The 17,708-nt window shown below is 30.8% G+C and carries 23 protein-coding genes; 10 read left to right on the top strand and 13 right to left on the bottom strand.

Annotation, left to right across the window (positions count from 1 at the left end):
- Positions 1–187: 187 nt before the first annotated feature.
- Both B5E87_RS07250 and B5E87_RS07245 read right to left on the bottom strand, forming a co-directional pair.
- On the bottom strand, positions 188–769 hold the full coding sequence (locus B5E87_RS07250; protein ID WP_087244258.1) for a PTS sugar transporter subunit IIB: 582 nt from the start codon (positions 767–769) through the stop codon (positions 188–190).
- A 16-nt stretch (positions 770–785) separates the two neighbouring features.
- Positions 786–1,892, bottom strand: a complete 1,107-nt coding sequence (locus B5E87_RS07245; RefSeq protein ID WP_087244257.1) for an aldo/keto reductase — start codon at positions 1,890–1,892, stop codon at positions 786–788.
- A 199-nt stretch (positions 1,893–2,091) separates the two neighbouring features.
- Between B5E87_RS07245 and B5E87_RS07240 the strand changes: the two genes are divergently transcribed.
- Positions 2,092–2,976, top strand: a complete 885-nt coding sequence (locus B5E87_RS07240) for a MurR/RpiR family transcriptional regulator (protein WP_087244256.1) — start codon at positions 2,092–2,094, stop codon at positions 2,974–2,976.
- A 31-nt stretch (positions 2,977–3,007) separates the two neighbouring features.
- Here the strand turns inward: B5E87_RS07240 and B5E87_RS07235 are convergent, their stop codons facing one another.
- From B5E87_RS07235 to B5E87_RS07220, 4 genes are read right to left on the bottom strand one after another with little or no spacing between them, the layout of a single operon-like run.
- Positions 3,008–3,721, bottom strand: coding sequence for an SDR family NAD(P)-dependent oxidoreductase (locus B5E87_RS07235; protein ID WP_087244255.1), 714 nt, complete (start codon positions 3,719–3,721; stop codon positions 3,008–3,010).
- A 10-nt stretch (positions 3,722–3,731) separates the two neighbouring features.
- A complete protein-coding gene (locus B5E87_RS07230; protein ID WP_241147145.1) occupies positions 3,732–4,880 on the bottom strand; it encodes an MFS transporter in 1,149 nt (382 codons plus the stop codon).
- A gap of 12 nt (positions 4,881–4,892) precedes the next feature.
- Complete coding sequence (locus B5E87_RS07225; RefSeq protein WP_206399258.1) at positions 4,893–5,708, bottom strand: aldo/keto reductase; 816 nt, start codon at positions 5,706–5,708, stop codon at positions 4,893–4,895.
- Positions 5,709–5,744: 36 nt separating this feature from the next.
- Positions 5,745–6,935, bottom strand: a complete 1,191-nt coding sequence (locus B5E87_RS07220; protein ID WP_087244253.1) for an MFS transporter — start codon at positions 6,933–6,935, stop codon at positions 5,745–5,747.
- Positions 6,936–7,185: 250 nt separating this feature from the next.
- Between B5E87_RS07220 and B5E87_RS07215 the strand changes: the two genes are divergently transcribed.
- Positions 7,186–8,016 (top strand): histidinol-phosphatase HisJ family protein, encoded by an 831-nt coding sequence (locus B5E87_RS07215; RefSeq protein ID WP_087244252.1) that lies wholly within the window; start codon positions 7,186–7,188, stop codon positions 8,014–8,016.
- A 31-nt stretch (positions 8,017–8,047) separates the two neighbouring features.
- Here B5E87_RS07215 and B5E87_RS07210 read toward each other — a convergent pair whose 3' ends face one another.
- The gene (locus tag B5E87_RS07210) at positions 8,048–8,662 is read right to left on the bottom strand and encodes a hypothetical protein (protein WP_206399256.1); all 615 of its coding nucleotides are present in this window, start codon (positions 8,660–8,662) and stop codon (positions 8,048–8,050) included.
- A gap of 203 nt (positions 8,663–8,865) precedes the next feature.
- Between B5E87_RS07210 and B5E87_RS07205 the strand changes: the two genes are divergently transcribed.
- Positions 8,866–9,195 carry a winged helix-turn-helix transcriptional regulator gene (locus B5E87_RS07205; RefSeq protein ID WP_087244251.1) on the top strand — a complete coding sequence of 110 codons (330 nt, stop codon included), beginning with the start codon at positions 8,866–8,868 and terminating at the stop codon, positions 9,193–9,195.
- Between the two features lie 42 nt (positions 9,196–9,237).
- Here B5E87_RS07205 and B5E87_RS07200 read toward each other — a convergent pair whose 3' ends face one another.
- Positions 9,238–9,744 (bottom strand): TetR/AcrR family transcriptional regulator, encoded by a 507-nt coding sequence (locus B5E87_RS07200; protein WP_158095569.1) that lies wholly within the window; start codon positions 9,742–9,744, stop codon positions 9,238–9,240.
- 157 nt (positions 9,745–9,901) lie between these two features.
- Here B5E87_RS07200 and B5E87_RS15570 point away from each other — a divergent pair, with 157 nt between their 5' ends.
- The 6 genes from B5E87_RS15570 to B5E87_RS07180 all read left to right on the top strand — a co-directional run bounded on the left by B5E87_RS15570 (position 9,902) and on the right by B5E87_RS07180 (position 13,338).
- The gene (locus B5E87_RS15570) at positions 9,902–10,036 is read left to right on the top strand and encodes a hypothetical protein (protein ID WP_255374748.1); all 135 of its coding nucleotides are present in this window, start codon (positions 9,902–9,904) and stop codon (positions 10,034–10,036) included.
- A gap of 23 nt (positions 10,037–10,059) precedes the next feature.
- Entirely contained in the window at positions 10,060–11,028 is a 969-nt protein-coding gene (locus B5E87_RS07195) for an alpha/beta hydrolase fold domain-containing protein (RefSeq protein WP_087244280.1), read from the top strand.
- Positions 11,025–11,942 carry a poly(ethylene terephthalate) hydrolase family protein gene (locus B5E87_RS07190; protein ID WP_087244249.1) on the top strand — a complete coding sequence of 306 codons (918 nt, stop codon included), beginning with the start codon at positions 11,025–11,027 and terminating at the stop codon, positions 11,940–11,942. The genes B5E87_RS07195 and B5E87_RS07190 overlap by 4 nt, the downstream gene beginning before the upstream one ends.
- A gap of 113 nt (positions 11,943–12,055) precedes the next feature.
- Positions 12,056–12,292 carry a hypothetical protein gene (locus tag B5E87_RS15005; protein ID WP_158095568.1) on the top strand — a complete coding sequence of 79 codons (237 nt, stop codon included), beginning with the start codon at positions 12,056–12,058 and terminating at the stop codon, positions 12,290–12,292.
- A 313-nt stretch (positions 12,293–12,605) separates the two neighbouring features.
- A complete protein-coding gene (locus B5E87_RS07185; RefSeq protein ID WP_158093979.1) occupies positions 12,606–12,923 on the top strand; it encodes a nucleotidyltransferase family protein in 318 nt (105 codons plus the stop codon).
- On the top strand, positions 12,913–13,338 hold the full coding sequence (locus B5E87_RS07180; protein ID WP_087244247.1) for a HEPN domain-containing protein: 426 nt from the start codon (positions 12,913–12,915) through the stop codon (positions 13,336–13,338). Before B5E87_RS07185 ends, B5E87_RS07180 begins: the two co-directional genes overlap by 11 nt.
- A 635-nt stretch (positions 13,339–13,973) precedes the next feature.
- Here B5E87_RS07180 and B5E87_RS15565 read toward each other — a convergent pair.
- The 5 genes from B5E87_RS15565 to B5E87_RS07160 are packed head-to-tail and all read right to left on the bottom strand — an operon-like array spanning position 13,974 to position 16,307.
- Complete coding sequence (locus B5E87_RS15565) at positions 13,974–14,417, bottom strand: aldo/keto reductase (RefSeq protein ID WP_275112304.1); 444 nt, start codon at positions 14,415–14,417, stop codon at positions 13,974–13,976.
- Positions 14,407–14,820 carry an aldo/keto reductase gene (locus tag B5E87_RS15560; RefSeq protein ID WP_275112303.1) on the bottom strand — a complete coding sequence of 138 codons (414 nt, stop codon included), beginning with the start codon at positions 14,818–14,820 and terminating at the stop codon, positions 14,407–14,409. The genes B5E87_RS15565 and B5E87_RS15560 overlap by 11 nt, the downstream gene beginning before the upstream one ends.
- Before the next feature lie 14 nt (positions 14,821–14,834).
- On the bottom strand, positions 14,835–15,344 hold the full coding sequence (locus tag B5E87_RS15555; RefSeq protein WP_275112302.1) for an aldo/keto reductase: 510 nt from the start codon (positions 15,342–15,344) through the stop codon (positions 14,835–14,837).
- Between the two features lie 28 nt (positions 15,345–15,372).
- On the bottom strand, positions 15,373–15,702 hold the full coding sequence (locus B5E87_RS15550) for an aldo/keto reductase (protein WP_275112301.1): 330 nt from the start codon (positions 15,700–15,702) through the stop codon (positions 15,373–15,375).
- Positions 15,702–16,307, bottom strand: coding sequence for a TetR/AcrR family transcriptional regulator (locus B5E87_RS07160; protein WP_158095567.1), 606 nt, complete (start codon positions 16,305–16,307; stop codon positions 15,702–15,704). Before B5E87_RS07160 ends, B5E87_RS15550 begins: the two co-directional genes overlap by 1 nt.
- Before the next feature lie 264 nt (positions 16,308–16,571).
- Between B5E87_RS07160 and B5E87_RS07155 the strand changes: the two genes are divergently transcribed.
- Positions 16,572–17,582, top strand: a complete 1,011-nt coding sequence (locus tag B5E87_RS07155; protein WP_087244244.1) for an aldo/keto reductase — start codon at positions 16,572–16,574, stop codon at positions 17,580–17,582.
- Positions 17,583–17,708 lie beyond the last annotated feature (126 nt).

Genomic DNA, 17,708 nt, shown 5'->3' with positions numbered 1-17,708 from the left:
TATAATTTTATTATAAGTATATTTCTATTGATATCAATATCTTTTCATCTTATTAGTTTTTTAAGCCCAACAAAACCATCTATAATGGAAATATTTGATAAGATGAACACATAATTTTAACAAAATAACAGAAGAAAATCATATAAACATATATTAAATTATGATTATTACGCATCGTTAAAAACATCTATACAAAAATACTTTCTAAAGTATGATTAACATTTCCTGTCGCAAAATCCATGGCTTCTACTTCCATAACCTTTTTGCCAAACTTTCTTTTTAAACTTGGATACATATAAGCCACTTGAGGTGCTAATAAGATGATATCATAATCATTTGCTACATCTTCTACATTCATTATTGGATAAGCATCCACAATGATATTTTGTTGAGCCTGTTGCATTAAAGAAGCATAATAATGACTTGTTAAACCTGATGTACAACAGATTAATATTTTTAAAGAAGAAAGTTTTAAAGAGGAATTTACTTTATTGTGATGATTCTCATCTTTTAGAAATTGGAAGAAAGAGAGAATGTTTTTTCTGGTTGATAAAATATCCATCATTTCAAAATGTAAATAAAACACATTCTTTTCAGTCCATTTATCCTCAATAGATAATTCCATCATGTTAAACTCTTTATAAAATATGATATGAGCATGATACTTATCATTACAAAAACACACAATATTCTTGTCATGACAGACATGTGCATTTTTCATTGTGCTCACCCAGCGATAAAAATAACGAAATAAATAATCACGACTCATGATTCCATCTCCTTTTCTATGAATCAAAAACTTCTGATACTTCTTTGAGTAAAGATATAATCTCTAAGTGCTGTGGACAGACACTTTCACATTGTCCACATGCAATGCAAGCTTTAGCGGGTTGATAATCTCCTGTGCTATGATCTTTATAGTATGTATCATAGCGTCTATTTTCGCCATACATTTTGGCACTGTTATAAGCTGTAAATAAATCCGGTATTTGAATATGCATTGGACAGCCTGGTGTACAGTAACGACATTTTGTACATGGAATAGTTGGATATGATAAGACCTGATCTGTAACTTGCTTGATCAATTTGGCTTCTTCATTATTGATTTTTTCAAAATGAGTCATCGTATCCAAATTATCATTCATCTGTTGTGCATTGGACATCCCTGATAAAATCGTCATAACACCATCTAAGGATGCAACATAACGCAAAGCCCATGACGCTATAGATTTTTGAGGAGCGTAATCTTTATATATTTTTTTTATATCATCAGAAAAGCTTGCCAGTGTTCCACCTTTGATAGGTTCCATCACAATAATAGGTTTATGATGTTTTCTAGCTACTTCATAATTTCTTCTTGATTGAATCACTCCATTTTCCCAATCTAAATAATTAAGTTGTAACTGTACAAAATCTATTTCAGGATGCTCTGTTAAAACTTTGTCTAAAAAATCAGCATCATCATGAAATGAGAATCCCATATATTTGATTTTTCCCTGCTTTTTCATTTCTTGAATAAAATCAAAACACTGATATTTTTCATATGTTGGATAATGACTCTTTTCAACACTATGCAATAGATAGAAATCAAAATAATCAACACCCGTTCTCTTTAATGATTCCTGAAAAATCCTTTCAACATCTTCCTGACAAGTTAATTTCCAGGCAGGAAGCTTATCTGCTAATGTATAAACATCTCTAGGATACTTTTCAACTAAAGTTTGACGAATAGCGTCTTCACTTCCTTCATACACATAAGCCGTATCAAAATAGTTAAATCCTCTTTCCATATAAGAATCAACCATTCTCTGGACTTCATCTAACTTGATTTGACCTTGCTTGTCTTTTGGTAATCTCATTAACCCAAAACCTAATTTTGAATTTGATAACATACGATTCCTCCTTATCATTTTTATATGCACTTTTATCATATTGATTTTAGATTCATTAAACAATGGTATTTCATTGAAATAAAACTCCATTTACAAATAAGTTGTTTTTAATACGCAATTCTGTAAATTCATTTTGAATCTTTGGGTGATTCTAGAGTCCTTAAAAAAATTATGCTATGATAAAAATGAGGTGATATCCATGTTAATTAGAGAACGATTAGAAAGATGTGACTTTTCTCATAGCGAAAGAGTCATTATTGATTTTATTTTAAAAGAAAAAATGAAAATTAAGGATATGACAACCAAGGATATAGCAAACGCTACATATACTTCACCTTCTACTTTAATCAGAATTGCACATAAGATGAAATTCAAAGGATGGAATGAATTAAAAGAAGCTTATTTAAAAGAGGAAGAATATCTGGAAACACATTTTTTAGATGTAGATGCAAACTTTCCATTTACCAATGATGATACAATTATGTCTATTGCTTCCAAACTTGCGACTTTAAAGAAAGAAGCCATTGATGATACATTATCACTTGTGACTCATGATGATTTACAAAAAGCTGTTCAAATCATTCGTAAAGCGTCTTCTATTTATGTTTTTGCAGTCAGTAATAATGGTCTAATTTCACAGGAGTTTGCACATAATATGTCTAGAATTCAAAAGAAAGTCACGATCTGTCATCTGCAAGGAGAACTGGTTTATAGTGCCATGAATGCCGATCCTCAATCTTGTGCTATTATTGTTTCCTATTCAGGCGAAACACCCATTCTTTCAAGGGTCATTCAAGCTTTAAAAGCCAATGGCATTCCCATCATCGCTTTAACAAACATCGGTGAAAACACTGTTTCTAAACATGCAGATGTGGTTTTAAGAATTTGTACAAGAGAAAAGCTTTATTCAAAGATTGCGACTTTTTCTACTGATATTTCTTTTGAATATATATTAGATTTACTTTATTCCTGCATCTTTGCATTAAACTATGATCAAAACGTAGAAAGAAAAACAAAGATTTCTTCAATGATTGAAAAAGGACGTTTTTCAACCATTGATATTATGAAAGAAGATGAATTTTAAAAAAGATATAGCCATTGCGCTATATCTTTTTCTATCCCTTATATTCCCATCCATGTTCTCCATGATAAATCATCTGCTTTGTCATACCACCATCAATACTGATGTTTTCACCTGTGATAAAACTGGCTTTATCACTACATAAAAATAAAACCATATGAGCAATATCTTCAACTTTGCCAATACGTTTAACAGGATGTTGTAAAACGTCTGCTCCCTGATAAACTGTCTGGTCTGATTCTGTTTGAATCCATCCAGGTGAAATAGAATTCACACGCACTTTTCCAGCCAAAGACATAGCTAAACTATGTGTTAAGGCATGAATACCACCTTTAGCCGCACTATAGCTTTCACTTTGAGGCTGACTCATCCCATCTCTTGATGAAGAAATATTGATAATACAACCTCCTTTACGAAAATCATCTTGAAACAATTTCGACAAATAAAACGGAGCAGTGACACCAACAGATAAAGCATATTGAAATTCATCATAAGTACATTCATCAATTCCTTTAAACAGTGGTTTTGCATTATGAATCAAATAATCTATATACCCATAATCATCAATCACTTTTTGATGAAACTGTTCTAAAATATCTTGACTGCCAACATCACCCTGAAAATAATCATTCTTTTCAGCATCAATAATGCAAACATGTGCTCCTTCTTTTTGAAACATTTCAGCAATGCATTTCCCAATACCTTTAGCGCCACCTGTCACAACCACAACCTTATCTTGAAATTCCATAAAAAACCTCCTAATCAAATAAATGTTGATGATTTCCACTTGGTATTCTATAAAAGATACAAATCACCATACCCACTATAGATAATAAACATAGAATTAAATAAAATATATCATATGAATAAAAATCAATCAAATATCCAGCAACAAACTGAAATACAATAGAGCCAAAATTACGACATGTCTGAACAAGGGCTAAGGCACTCATCTGATGTTTCATATCCACAATTGTTGTGACAATTCTTAAATTCAACATGATAAATAACATTGTGGAAACTGCTTTTGTACATATTGATACAATGATCACAATCATTGCCTGTTTTACAAAGGAATAAGTAAAAAACTGTATCGTTAGTAATAAAAATATACTGACAAGTAACTGTTTATTGGTTAATCTGTTCATATAATACTGTGAAAAATAAATAATAGGTAGTTCTGAAAGAGTTAAAATAAAAATCACTGTCGATATTGTATTCATTGATAATCCCAAATTTTGAAACATAGCTGGTAAATAGGTTGTATTGGTATTTGTTATAGCATAGAACAGACATACAATAATTAAATAGATGATAAAATTCTTTTGAAATAAACCTATTGTTTTTTCTTTCTTTTGGGTTTTGATTTGTTTTACATTTTGTGTGCCATAAATACCTATGACACATAAAATCAATCCTATCGTAAAGAATGCATACATAGCTTCTGGTGAAACATCATCATAAATAACACCTGATATCTTAGAAGCAACAGCATAACCAATCGTTCCCCAAATTCTAATCTTTCCATAGGAAAAACGTGATAATGTTGCCATATTCTCAATAACAGGATTAGCCGCATTAAATAATCCTAAAGCTAAGCTATAAATCAAAGCAATCATATAAATATTTTGAGCATAAATAAATATGATTCCTAAAACTGCTGCTAATAATAAAATCAACATATTTAATCTTTTTTGAGAATAATGATCATTGAAATAACCGACAATAGATTGAATAATCATGGATAAAATAAATGAACATGAGACAACCATAGAAACTTGTGAAGCATGATAACCTTTATCCATCAAATAAACAGATATATATCCAGAAAAAACAGCTAATGAAAAGAAATAAAAGAAATACATGAGTAAATAACTGAAATAACTATTTTTATAATGTATACGCATAGACATTCTTCCTTAAAAATCAAAATGGTCTGGATCTGGTCCGGTTCTTTTATTTTGATTCAGTGCATTCATGATCTCCATTTCTTCTTTCGTTAATTCAAAATCAAACAAATCAATATTTTCTTCAATACGTTCTTTATGAACTGATTTAGGTAATACAACAATATGTCTTTGTAGCAACCATCTTAAAATAATCTGTACTGTTGATTTATGATATTTATCAGCAATCATTTGAATACCTGGTATATGTAAACAGGCTCCACTTCCTAGTGGTGACCAGGCTTCCAAAACAATTTTATTGTCCTGACAAAACTGTATAGTTTCTTCATCCTGCATTTGTGGATTGATTTCTATTTGGTTCACTGCTGGAATCTTATGAACCTGAGATAATAAATTTTGTAAATGTGATTTTCTAAAATTAGATACACCTATACTTTTGACAAGTCCTTCTTCTTTCAGTTTTTCCATTTCTAAATAAGCTTCAACATAACCTTCTACAGGCCAATGAATGAAATATAAATCTACATAATCCATCTGTAATTTCTGTAAACTTGTTAATAAAGCCTTGCGTGTATTTCCAGCTCTGATATCATCATTCCATAATTTTGTCGTAATAAAGATATCTTCTCTTGGTATTCCACTTTCTTTGACAGCCTCTCCAACAGCTTCTTCATTACCATAACAGGCTGCAGTATCAATATGACGATAACCCGCTTTTAAAGCATCTAAAACAGCCTGTTTTGTATCTTTTCCACTTTGCCATACACCTAAAGCAATAATAGGCATCTTTTGACAACAACATAATTTGACTTTTGTATTCTGATTCATTTTCATCTCTCCTTATTCTTCTCTCATTCCCAATTTCTAACTAAATAATCTTTTTTCATTTCCTCGATCAATCTTAAAGAAAATAACTAATAATAAACTGATCACCATGCAAATCAGACAAATCATATAAAGATAAGAATATGAGCTCATGTCCAGTATGTATCCAGCTGCATTTTGAAAGATAATTGAAACTAGATTTTTTAATGTCGCGACAATGGCTAAAGCGGTAATCTGATGTTTTTCATCAATTAATGTATTCACAACTTTAAGATTAATCATTATAAATAACATTCCAGCAGGATGCTTGACTAAAAAAGTGACAATCACAGTCATCCACACAGGCATGTCCAATCCATATACACCACATTGAACACAGACCATTGTCGTCGCAATCATTAATAATGTTTTATTAGATAAACGATCCATAAAATGACTAGATAATAATACAAGTGGTGCTTCACAAAAAACAGCAATAGATAAGACTGTCGATGTTATTCCTACATCTAATCCTTTATCTGTCAACATGGATGGAATAAATGTATTGGACATATAAGTCACACCATAAAACAGACCACAAATCAGTAAATAATATAAGAACTTTTTATTTTTTAATATTTCACTTGTTTTGGCTGTATTGTCACGCTGTGATTGTTTTTGCATATGTGGTTGAGTTCCTAACAAACCAAGAATACATAAAAACATGGTGAAAACAAAAACAATAAAAATAGCTTGTGGTGAAATACGTTCGTATAGAAGCCCAGCTAATTGTGAACCTAAAGCATAACCAATTGTTCCCCAAATCCTTATTTTTCCATATTGATAAGGGGATGCAGTCGCAATTTTTTCCATGATAGGATTGACACCATTAATGCTCATCAAGACAACACTGTAACTGATCATAATCATGATAAGATGACGTGATAACATAAAAACAAGACCACCCACAATCGCAATGAGAAATAAAATAGTATTCACTTTTTTGAGATTATACTGATCATTCCATTTACCAATGATGGGTTGTGTGATTAAAGATGTTAAAAATGAGGCAGATACAACCAATGAAACCTCACTGGCTTTAAATCCCATGCCCATCAAATAAACTGAAATCAAAGCACTAAATAATGCCCATGATAAATAATAAAAATTATACATAAAAAAGTAACTTAAATAACTATTCTGATAACGTTGCCAAAGACTTACACTTTTATAATTTCTGATACTTTCCATAACTTTTCTCCTTTCTGCTTTTTTAATTTAACAAAAAGGATTTCATGATAAAAGACTTGAACGAAAGCTTCAAAACCTGTTTTAAAAAATAAAATGTATAAGCTTATATTTTGTAAATAAGATTTACAAAATATATTCTGAAAATAAAGAAATGATCTTGTTTTATTGAAAAATATTTGTCAGGAAGATGTTTTTAGCTTTCTATTTTATGTTTTTTTGATAAACTAGAAATAAAGATAGGAGGAATATTATGCTTTGTGATTATCATGTACATACTCACTATAGTGATGATAGTGAATATCTCATGGAAGATGTTGTGAAAGATGGAATTAATAGAGGATTATCAGAAATCTGTTTTACTGATCATGTGGATTATGGAATCAAGTATGACTGGGATGATCCACGTGCTTTTCAAAAAAGATATGAAACACTTTTAGCGAATGTCAATTATCCTGAATATGAAAAAGAAATTGATGAGTTAAAAGAAAAATATAAAGATCAGATTACATTGAAAATGGGACTGGAATTTGGTATTCAGACACATACAATTGAAAAATATCAAAAATTATTTCATGAATATCCTTTTGATTTTATTATTCTTTCTATTCATCAGGTAGAAGATCAAGAATTTTGGACACAGGATTTTCAAAAAGGCAAAACACAGCTTGAATATAATATGCGCTATTATCAGGAAATGCTTGAAGTTGTAAAAACATATAAAGATTATAGTGTTTTAGGACACATGGATTTGATTACACGTTATGATTTAAATGGTGTTATTGATTTTGCTTATATTCAAGATATTGTCAAAGATATTTTAGAGATTGTTATCAAAGATGGTAAAGGCATTGAAATCAATACTTCATATCATCGTTATGGCTTAAAAGATATGACCCCATCTCGAAATATTTTAAAGCTTTATAAAGAACTGGGTGGTCAAATTATTACAATTGGTAGTGATTCACATCAACCCGATCATCTCGGTGCTTATATTGAAGAAGCCAGAGAAGAACTTAAAAAATTAGGCTTTGAATATTATTGTACTTTTGATAAGATGCAACCTATATTTCATGAACTTTAAAAGCTAACCCCAGGGTTAGCTTTTCAAATAACTATTTGATATCAATTTTTAAATCTTTAAAGAAGGCTTCTGTTCCAATATCTACAAAAAATCCAACTGAACCTTTCAAATCTTTTCCATGTTTCATATCTTCTACAACAAGAATCAACTTATCATTGATATAAAATGAAGCATGTTCATCTTCAATAACTGCTTTTAATTGAATCCATTCATTCAAATCAATATCAACAGGTGCTTCATATTGTGCAATCTGATGATTTCTAAAATATTCAAAAGTATATTTTGGATATGAAAAATACTGACATCCATGCGTTTTTCTCATAGGATCTTGACATTGTTTACCATTTGTTGGTCGTACATAAAATGACTCAAATTGCTTGTCATCATCTGTAATACGATAAGCAATACCTATAAATCCTCTTGCGAAATCTGGTGCATCAGGCAATAGACGACTTAACATTTTTACTTCGATTGTTCCATTGTGAAATGAAAAATCTTTTAATTTTGCATAAGTATTTTCATCAAATTCCATGATTTTTTCAGCTTTGACAACTCTTATTACTTTTTCACCATCAAGTTCTACATTTTCAATATTTGTATGAACAGGTATAAAAGACTTTTTATTTAAATCCATTTGTTTTTCCATTGTTCTTCTCTCCTCTATCATAATATACTCCAAATTTGATAAATTTGTAAGTAGGCACTTTTTTGTGCTATAGTTACCAAAAAGTAGGAATTATAAAAAAAATTGATTTTATGATTTGCATCATGATATGCTTATATCATATAATTCTTATATACATAACTTTTGGCATATATCATAAAAATTGACTATAAGGAGTGTTTAAAATGATCAAAAAAGAAAATTTACCTGAATGTCCTGTTGCGACAACTGTTCAACTTATAGGAAGTAAGTGGAAACTACTCATTTTAAGAGATTTGATGACTGAAAAAAAACGTTATAATGAACTAAGGAGATCATTAGATGGAATTTCTCAAAAAGTTTTAACTGCTACGCTTAAATCCATGGTAGAAGATGGTATCGTCATTAGAACGGCTTATCCTGAAGTACCACCAAGAGTTGAATATAGTTTAAGTGAAATAGGTGAATCGCTTCGTCCTATTATTGATATTATGGGACAATGGGGAACACATTATAAAGAAACTTTGCAAGAATAAAAGGAAAGTTCAAATGTTGAAAATAACATAAGAACTTTCCTTTTATATATGAGATTTATCTGTTTTTTGTGCTTCCATAAAAGCATAAATATCATCCGGACTTTCTTGCATGCCTCGTGCAATCCACTCTTTAATCCAGCCATAAATGCCATAAGTCATATAAGCGACTGCATAGGCTTCTAGATTAGATAATTGATTATCTTGAATCATTAATTTTTTTAAAGTATTTCTAAATAAATAAAATAAATCTTTTTGATAAAGTAAAATATAAAAATCTTTATAAGCTACCAAATGTTCAAATAAAGTTTTCATAATCAATTCAAAGGGCATCTGATCTTGAAGTTTCCATTCTTTGATAATTTTGTCAAGATATTGTTTTAAAATATCTTCTTTATCTTTATAGTTACGATAAAAAGAAACTCTCCCAACTTGAGCTTTTTCAGTAATTTCACTAATCTTTATATCCTTTAAATTTTTTGTATTTAAAAGTTCTAATAATGCTTTTGTCATTGCCACTTTGACATATTGATTTCTTTCATCATTATCCATGATGTAACACAATCCTCCTTTTCGTATCATTTTTTTAAATAACTTGAATAAGCCAACCAACCATAATACATTTGATTCATCCGATGATACATATGTTTCATCAGAATTTTAACAAAATACAAACGATCTTGTCTAGATAGAAACGAAAGGAGAACATATGACTTTAACAAAAACACGTATAATGATTCTTTTGATTATTGCTATTATGGCTTTTGTATTAGGAAGATTAGCATTGAGAACTATTTTAAACTTACTTTTAGGTGGTACATTATTTGGAGGAAACTTTTTATGAGTTTAAAAAAGGGAGGCCACAAAATGTTTATATTTATATGCATAATGACATTTGTCGTTTGTTTTTTACTAGGAATAGGTTCAAAAGTTGTGTTAAAACCTTCATGGGCCAAAAATGATGAAGTGAAAATGACACCAAAAGTTGGAACATTATATACTGATTTATCTTATGGCGAAAAAGAATCAAACCGATTTGATATGTATTTACCTCATGATCAGACAAAAAAACATTATGGATTGGTTGTTTATCTCCATGCTGGAGGGTTTACCTCTGGAGACAAATCAGAAGATAAAGATATATTATCATGGCTTTGTGCCAAAGGATATGTTGCTGTTGGGATTAATTATACACTTTTTAATGAAGACAATCCTGATGCCAATGTCTATACACAATCTCTAGAAATCAAAGACGCTATTCCTCATATCATTGAACAAGCCAAACAATATGGTTATTCCATTGATCAAATGGCAATTGCCGGGGGATCTGCAGGACATACTCTTGCGATGATTTATGCTTATCGTGATGCCAAAACATCCCCTGTTCCCATTCAGTTGCTCTTTGGTGCTGTAGGTCCATCAAGCTTTTACAAAGAAGATTGGAATATATATGGATTTGATCAAAATACAGATGAAGCCAGACAAGGTGCAGCCGGATTATTCAGTGTCATGTCTGGGACACAAATCACATCTGAAATGATTCAAGATCAGACATATCTTGAAAAAGTCAAACCTATTTCAGCTCTCATGTGGATTAACGAAGAAACCGTACCAAGTATTGTTGCTTATGGAAAATATGATAAAGTACAACCTTTTAAAGGTTCACAACGTTTATTAAAAACCTATCAAGATCATCATGTTGATTATCAATACTTTGTAGCTGAACATTCCGGACATGGCTTACAAAATGACAATAAAATCTATTATCAATATATGCAAACAGTAGAAGCTTATTTAGATAAATATATACCTGTAGAGGAGTCAGTAAATAAATGATGAAAAATATGATAAAAATAATAGCTATAATTCTTTTGATTTTAATATTGCTTGTTGGTTGTTTACTTTTATTCATATCCACAATTCCATCTGTTCCAACCAATTATACAAAGACTATTAAAACAGGTGGCTCAATAGAAGCTCAATATCTTCAATTAGGTCCAAATGATATCTCATATCAAAAAGAAAAAGGAACAGAACTCACAAAGTATTTCCATATCTATTATCCTCAAGAATTAAAAAAGACACAAAAACAATATCCTGTTGTTGTTATATTAAACGGAACTGGTGTTTTACCTAAAAAATATCCTGCTTTGTTTCAGCATTTGGCTTCATGGGGATTTATTGTCATTGGCAATGATGATCCAAGCACAGGATTTGGTTTATCAGCTGATGAAACAATTGACTACTTAATAAAAATTAATGAAAATCAAAATCATATTCTCCACCATCATATTGATTTGAAACACATTGGTCTAACGGGTCATTCTCAAGGTGGTGCTGGTGTATTGACTGCTATATCTCATACAAAACATCAACAGATTTATAAAACAGCTATTGCTTTATCACCCACTCATGAAAAAATGGCTCATGATTTGGGATGGTTCTATGATCTCACTCAAATTTCTATTCCCCTATTCATGATTGCAGGAACAAAAGGTGATTTTGAAACCAAAGCTGTTATTCCTTTAGAAGCCATGCAACAAATGTATGATAAAATTCCTTCACCAAAAGTCATGATGCGAAGAAAAGAGGCTGATCACGGAGAGATGTTATATTCAGCAGATGGATATGTTACAGCATGGTTAATGTGGCAATTACAAGATGACATTTATGCAAGCCAGGCTTTTCTAGGTAACAATGCTGAAATATATCATAATGATTTATATCAAGATGTTCACTATGATAAGTAACTTACTAATAAAAAACTATATAAAACAGATTTCTTTTATAACATACAAATGAAAATACTCAGGGATAATCCATATATTAAAAAGATATCTCACAAAATTCTCAAAAGTTTAAAATGGAATTCTGGACTTGCTATTCAAAGAGTGATACCCTTTCTTTCATACTTTCTTCCTTTGATATTGATTCACATAATCTTGGGCCAAAACATATAAGTAACATTGTCCAACGAACAAAAAAGGAAGCACCGCACTTGGAAAGATTTGAAGATACTAGAAAATACAATGATGGTCGCCTCAAGACAAGGAAAATGTCTCCTGAAGAAAAGATTGCCTATCAGAAGCTAGAAAAATAGCTACAATAAGCGTCAACAAAAAAGAGCACCAAGATAAGGAAAAACCTATCTGTCAGTCATGTTGAGAAATAAAGAATCTGTGGAACAGGAATTGGGTGCAACAAACGCCCTTATCGAAAAATAGCAGCAACTCAATCATATGAAATTCAATCCGATTTAACATCTACCGTGCTTACCAATAATCAATTGATTAATGATGAGCTACAAGAAGAAAATGATATGGAACTATAATGATGGCAAGTTGCGGTCGTTAATTTACTGGAAAATATTTGTTTATATATGGTATACTTATAATATAAGGTGGTGGTCTAAGTTGAAATATAAAATTTGCATTCAAAATCCATTTCCATTCTGCGAGAAAGTATATCCAACACAACAAAGGAAAGTAAAAGAAATGCTTGATTATCTCAAACAGGATGCTGACATAAAGTCTATAACATTATTTGGCTCAAGCATCACTTCAAACTGTCATAATGATTCTGACATTGACCTATATGTAGAATTGAAGAAGGATAAAAAAGTAATCAATAGGTATTTTGATTTTGTATTTGACTTATGGACTAATTTCACTGCTGATGAACGTCTTAAGAAAGAAATAAAAAAGAAAGGAGTGGTCATATATGAACAATGAAACTCTTTTTGATAAGGCAAAGCAGAATTTAAAGGTTGCAGAAAGTATTTACTCAACCATTGCCATAAATGATGAAGCTTATCTTAATTATGTCGGATATCATATCCAGCAGGCACTGGAGCTATCCATCAAGTATATGCTTGAAATGAATGGGGTCAATTACCCAAAAACTCGCGATATTGACCAGTTGATAAGATTAGCAAACATCAATAATGTTAATCTGTATCTTAACGAGTATATTGATGATCATAGTGAGATGTTTTCATTGTGGGAAGCTAGAACACGATACATTCTGAATTATAGACTTGAAAGAAGAAAAATAGAACGTTCATTAACGGAAACAAAATCATATTTGGATGTTATAGATAAGATGATAAATTGTCACATGGAAAATAACGAAGGATTAGAAATGTGATACACAATCATATTGATATAATATATTGACGGCAAGTTGCCGTCTTTTCTTTTTTACTTAATGTTAGTATGAGATTAAGGAAAGCCAATCTACATAGAAGAATGGCAGATATATACCCAATAAACACAAGCTCATATTCAAAACGAGTCTGCTTCTCAATCAACTGATAAAATCTCGCATTGATTTTCAAGCCGGAAAATATACTCTCGAGTGGAGATGAACTTATAGCCATCAGTGTAGGATTGATAATTCTGATTGAAAAGCTATTCCTCATTCCAAAAAAAATCTAAAAAAAACAGTAAGCTGACAGGAAGCATTAAGAGATGGGAAGGCAATCCAATGATAATAAATTCCTTTGAAAAGGATTCCTTCAATGATATTACCATTTCTGTTGGTCTTGAATCCAATACATTTGTCATACTTAACACAAACAAGTCTAAATTTTTATATTCATTAAAAATATACATAATCATCTTAGACACAAAGCTACTGATCTTGACCAGTGGCTTAAGACTGTGTCATTCCTCCTTGACACAATCATATAAGATAATTTTTTTATAAAATATACCTTTTTATTTAATTGTCCTTGACATGGGGTACACTTTAAAACCTGAAGTGCTATCATATATTTTTATTTAATCTTCAATCACAAAAGCATTACGTAACATATCTTCCACACCTTCTGCTTCTGGATCATGTGTAGTTTTGCCAGTATCTAATGCTCTCATAGCTTCCATTTCTTGTTCAGTTAATTGAAAATCAAAAATTTGTATATTACCTTGAATTCTTTGGGGATTGGTAGACTTAGGTAAAACAATAAGCCCATCCTGTGTTTCAAAACGTAATAAAATCTGTCCTGCATCCTTGTTATATTTTTGTGCTAATGAAGTGACTAATGGATGTCCTAATAAATCAGTATTACCATGTCCCAATGGATAATAACATTCTAATTTAACATCATCTTTATCTAAAATTTGACGAAGTTCTCTTTGTTGACAGAATGGATTACATTCAACCTGATTAACAGCTGGTTTTGTTTTGAATTGAGGAACATACTGATTCCAAATCTTAGGAGTCATATTGCTGACACCAATTGATTTGACCAGCTTCTTTAGCTTCTTCCATGGCTTTCCAAGCTCCTGTAACATCACCATAGGGTTGATGAATCAAATATAAATCAATATATCCTAAATCAAGTTTTCTCAGTGATCTTGCAATACCTATTTTTGCTTGTTCATAGCCATAATCCTGTAACCATAGTTTACTTGTGATAAAGATGTCTTCTCTAGGAATACCACTATCTTTGACTGCTCTTCCTACATCCTCCTCATTAAAATAAGCTGCTGCTGTATCAATATGACGATATCCGGCTTTTAACGCCTGCAAAACTGCATCATAAGTTGGTCCATTATTTGGAATCATAAATACGCCAAAACCAACAACTGGAATTTGATTTCCATCATTTAAAATCATCTTATCCATGCTTTTTCCTCCTTTTAATCATGTACTTTAACAGAATGAATCATTTTGACAAATTCAGGATTGAAATGATCAACAATTTCACTCTTACCCATATCTAATTTTTCAATAGCTTTCATATCTTCTTCATTAAGTTGAAAATCCCATATATCTATATTCTGTTCAATTCTTTCATGATGAACAGATTTTGGAATCACAACAACACCTCTCTCTACATTCCAACGCAATGCAACTTGAGCTGCTGTTTTATTGTATTTTTCCCCTATCTCACTTAAGAAAGGATGTGTAAAGATTCCATGTTTTCCTTCCGCAAATGGTCCCCATGCTTTACATATAACCCCATATTCTTTTGCAGTTTTTAAAGCTAAAGGTTGTTGGAAAAATGGGTGTAATTCAATTTGATTAACAGCAGGAATAATGTCAACAGTTTCACAAATGTCTGCTAAAACATGTGGATAACAATTACATACTCCAATTGCTTTCAATTTTCCTGCTTTATCCTGCTTTATAATTATCTTCCATAACACGATAAGCTCCAATATAGTCACCCATTGGCTAATGAAATAAATATAAATCAATATAATCTAATTCAAGCAAATCCAATGAACAATTAATCGCTTCTTGAACATGATTATAGTCCTGCACCCATAATTTTGTTGTAATAAAAAGGTCTTCTCTTTTTACAATACCATCTTGAATTGCTCTTTGAATAGCATTTCCTACTGCTTTTTCATTCATATAAGCTGCCGCAGTATCTATTAATCTATATCCCGATTGAATCGCATGATAAACAACATCTTCACATTCCTGATAATCTGGAACTTGGAAAACACCAAATCCTTCCATTGGCATCTGAATACCATTATTTAAAGTTACATATTCCATTATAATCTCTCCTTATAAATATTTATCATTGGCTTTAAACCATATAGACAATAATGTTCCACACTTTCAATAAGTGTACGCTCTTTTCCTTTATTGATACACCATGTCACAACCGCCCCATAATAGTTATCCATAATCATTTCAGCCATAACTTGAACAGGGGCATTTTCATTTAATTCTTGTCGATTTTGTGCCTGAATCAAAAGATTTAAAATATTTTCTTTATCAAATTGATATTTCTTTATACCTGAATTTTCATTTTCTAAAGGAGCTGAAACACTTTTTATCCATTGTTGAGCGACCTGTAAAGTATTCTTTTCAATAATCTCAACAGATTTTTTAAGATAAGCTGAAGTCTGTTCATAAATATTATCAGAAGATTGAAAAGCAAAATCTTTAACAACATCATATTCTAATAAGGCAACTTCTGAAATAACATCTTCTTTTCTTTTAAAATGTGTATAAAAGCTTCCATTTGCAATATGTGCTCTTTGTGTTATCTCTTCAATATTAATTTCTTCAGCCTTTTTTTCATCTAAAAGTTCTTTCATAGGCTCGATAATCTTTTTTCTTGTTTGTAAAGCTGCATCTTGTCTTTTTCCCATATGTCCCTCCTCTAAACAAAAGGACACACCTTTCATTGAATAAAGTCAATGACTTTATTCAATGAAATTTACATACTCAAAAGTAAATAAGTTCATTCACTTGTTTGGCATAAAAAGAATGAGTTACAAAAACATTCTTAATAATCTTATAAATATCCAAAATAGTCTCTTTGAACCAAAAGGTTAACACTGTTAAAACATATTTGTACTTCTATGAATTCATAATTTCATATATAATTAAATTGAAAATATAGGAGGTAAAATATGGAAAAAAGATTCATTGGACAATTAGAAGTATCACCTATTGGTATGGGATGTATGGGATTCTCTCATGGTTATGGTCAAATTCCAAATCGCACATATAGTATTGAAGCGATTAGAAAGGCTTATGAATTTGGTTGTACATTCTTTGATACTGCTGAAACATATGGTCGAGAATTATATTGGGAAGGACATAATGAGGAAATTCTCGGTGAAGCTGTAGAACCATTTAGAAATGAAATTGTTTTAGCAACAAAACTTCATATTCATGATGAAGAAGTCACTGAAGATATGAATCTTTACGATTTAATTAAAGGTCACTTATTAAAATCTTTAAAAAGATTAAGAACTGAATATGTAGACTTATATTATTTACATCGTATTACTGAATTAGTTCCTGTTGAAGATGTTGCTTCTGTAATGGGAAAACTTATTGATGAAGGTTTAATCAAAGGATGGGGTTTATCACAGGTTGATGTGGATACCTTAGATAAAGCACATAAGATTACACCTGTAACAGCTGTACAGAATCTTTATAATATTCTAGAAAGAGACTGTGAAGACAAAATCTTTCCTTATTGCTTAGAAAACAATATAGGTGTTGTACCTTTTTCTCCCATTGCATCAGGATTTTTAAGTGGTAAAATCACAACACAAACAGAGTTTGAAAAAACAGATGATGTCAGAAACTTTGTCCCTCAGTTATCAAAAGAAAATATTGCTGGAAATCAGCCTATATTAGATATACTCAATAAGTTTGCAAAAATAAAAAATGCAACCCTAGCCCAGATTTCTTTAGCATGGATGTTGAAGAAATATCCAAATGTTGTGCCCATTCCAGGTTCTAAAAATCAGGAAAGAATTATTGAAAACTTAGGTGCATGGAATGTAGAATTAACTGATGAAGAATTCAATGATTTACAGAGAGCATTAGATCAATGCGAAATCCATGGACATAGAGGTATTGTAGAAACACAACATCAAACTTTTTCAAATAACTGGAGAAAATCATAATTTTAAACAACCTCATTCAAAACCCCTCAGTGGGTTTTTTCTTTATACAAAACTTTTTCACTATGTTTTATTTGAACATACAATATCCCTTTTTCACGTTGATTTACCTTTCAACAAAAAAAAGAG

It is taken from the genome of Massilimicrobiota sp. An142, assembly GCF_002160725.1.
In the GTDB taxonomy this organism is placed as follows: domain Bacteria; phylum Bacillota_I; class Bacilli_A; order Erysipelotrichales; family Coprobacillaceae; genus Allocoprobacillus; species Allocoprobacillus merdigallinarum.
The sequence above is the reverse complement of the archived record's forward strand: the minus strand, read 5'-3'. Positions and strand labels throughout refer to the sequence as shown.

Coding starts and splice junctions, on each gene's coding strand:
- B5E87_RS07250 (WP_087244258.1), bottom strand. CDS start 769: ATGAGTCGTGATTATTTATTTCGTTATTTTTATCGCTGGGTGAGCACA.
- B5E87_RS07245 (WP_087244257.1), bottom strand. CDS start 1,892: ATGTTATCAAATTCAAAATTAGGTTTTGGGTTAATGAGATTACCAAAA.
- B5E87_RS07240 (WP_087244256.1), top strand. CDS start 2,092: ATGTTAATTAGAGAACGATTAGAAAGATGTGACTTTTCTCATAGCGAA.
- B5E87_RS07235 (WP_087244255.1), bottom strand. CDS start 3,721: ATGGAATTTCAAGATAAGGTTGTGGTTGTGACAGGTGGCGCTAAAGGT.
- B5E87_RS07230 (WP_241147145.1), bottom strand. CDS start 4,880: ATGCGTATACATTATAAAAATAGTTATTTCAGTTATTTACTCATGTAT.
- B5E87_RS07225 (WP_206399258.1), bottom strand. CDS start 5,708: ATGAATCAGAATACAAAAGTCAAATTATGTTGTTGTCAAAAGATGCCT.
- B5E87_RS07220 (WP_087244253.1), bottom strand. CDS start 6,935: ATGGAAAGTATCAGAAATTATAAAAGTGTAAGTCTTTGGCAACGTTAT.
- B5E87_RS07215 (WP_087244252.1), top strand. CDS start 7,186: ATGCTTTGTGATTATCATGTACATACTCACTATAGTGATGATAGTGAA.
- B5E87_RS07210 (WP_206399256.1), bottom strand. CDS start 8,662: ATGGAAAAACAAATGGATTTAAATAAAAAGTCTTTTATACCTGTTCAT.
- B5E87_RS07205 (WP_087244251.1), top strand. CDS start 8,866: ATGATCAAAAAAGAAAATTTACCTGAATGTCCTGTTGCGACAACTGTT.
- B5E87_RS07200 (WP_158095569.1), bottom strand. CDS start 9,744: ATGGATAATGATGAAAGAAATCAATATGTCAAAGTGGCAATGACAAAA.
- B5E87_RS15570 (WP_255374748.1), top strand. CDS start 9,902: ATGACTTTAACAAAAACACGTATAATGATTCTTTTGATTATTGCTATT.
- B5E87_RS07195 (WP_087244280.1), top strand. CDS start 10,060: ATGTTTATATTTATATGCATAATGACATTTGTCGTTTGTTTTTTACTA.
- B5E87_RS07190 (WP_087244249.1), top strand. CDS start 11,025: ATGATGAAAAATATGATAAAAATAATAGCTATAATTCTTTTGATTTTA.
- B5E87_RS15005 (WP_158095568.1), top strand. CDS start 12,056: ATGGAATTCTGGACTTGCTATTCAAAGAGTGATACCCTTTCTTTCATA.
- B5E87_RS07180 (WP_087244247.1), top strand. CDS start 12,913: ATGAACAATGAAACTCTTTTTGATAAGGCAAAGCAGAATTTAAAGGTT.
- B5E87_RS15565 (WP_275112304.1), bottom strand. CDS start 14,417: ATGACTCCTAAGATTTGGAATCAGTATGTTCCTCAATTCAAAACAAAA.
- B5E87_RS15560 (WP_275112303.1), bottom strand. CDS start 14,820: ATGGATAAGATGATTTTAAATGATGGAAATCAAATTCCAGTTGTTGGT.
- B5E87_RS15550 (WP_275112301.1), bottom strand. CDS start 15,702: ATGGAATATGTAACTTTAAATAATGGTATTCAGATGCCAATGGAAGGA.
- B5E87_RS07160 (WP_158095567.1), bottom strand. CDS start 16,307: ATGGGAAAAAGACAAGATGCAGCTTTACAAACAAGAAAAAAGATTATC.
- B5E87_RS07155 (WP_087244244.1), top strand. CDS start 16,572: ATGGAAAAAAGATTCATTGGACAATTAGAAGTATCACCTATTGGTATG.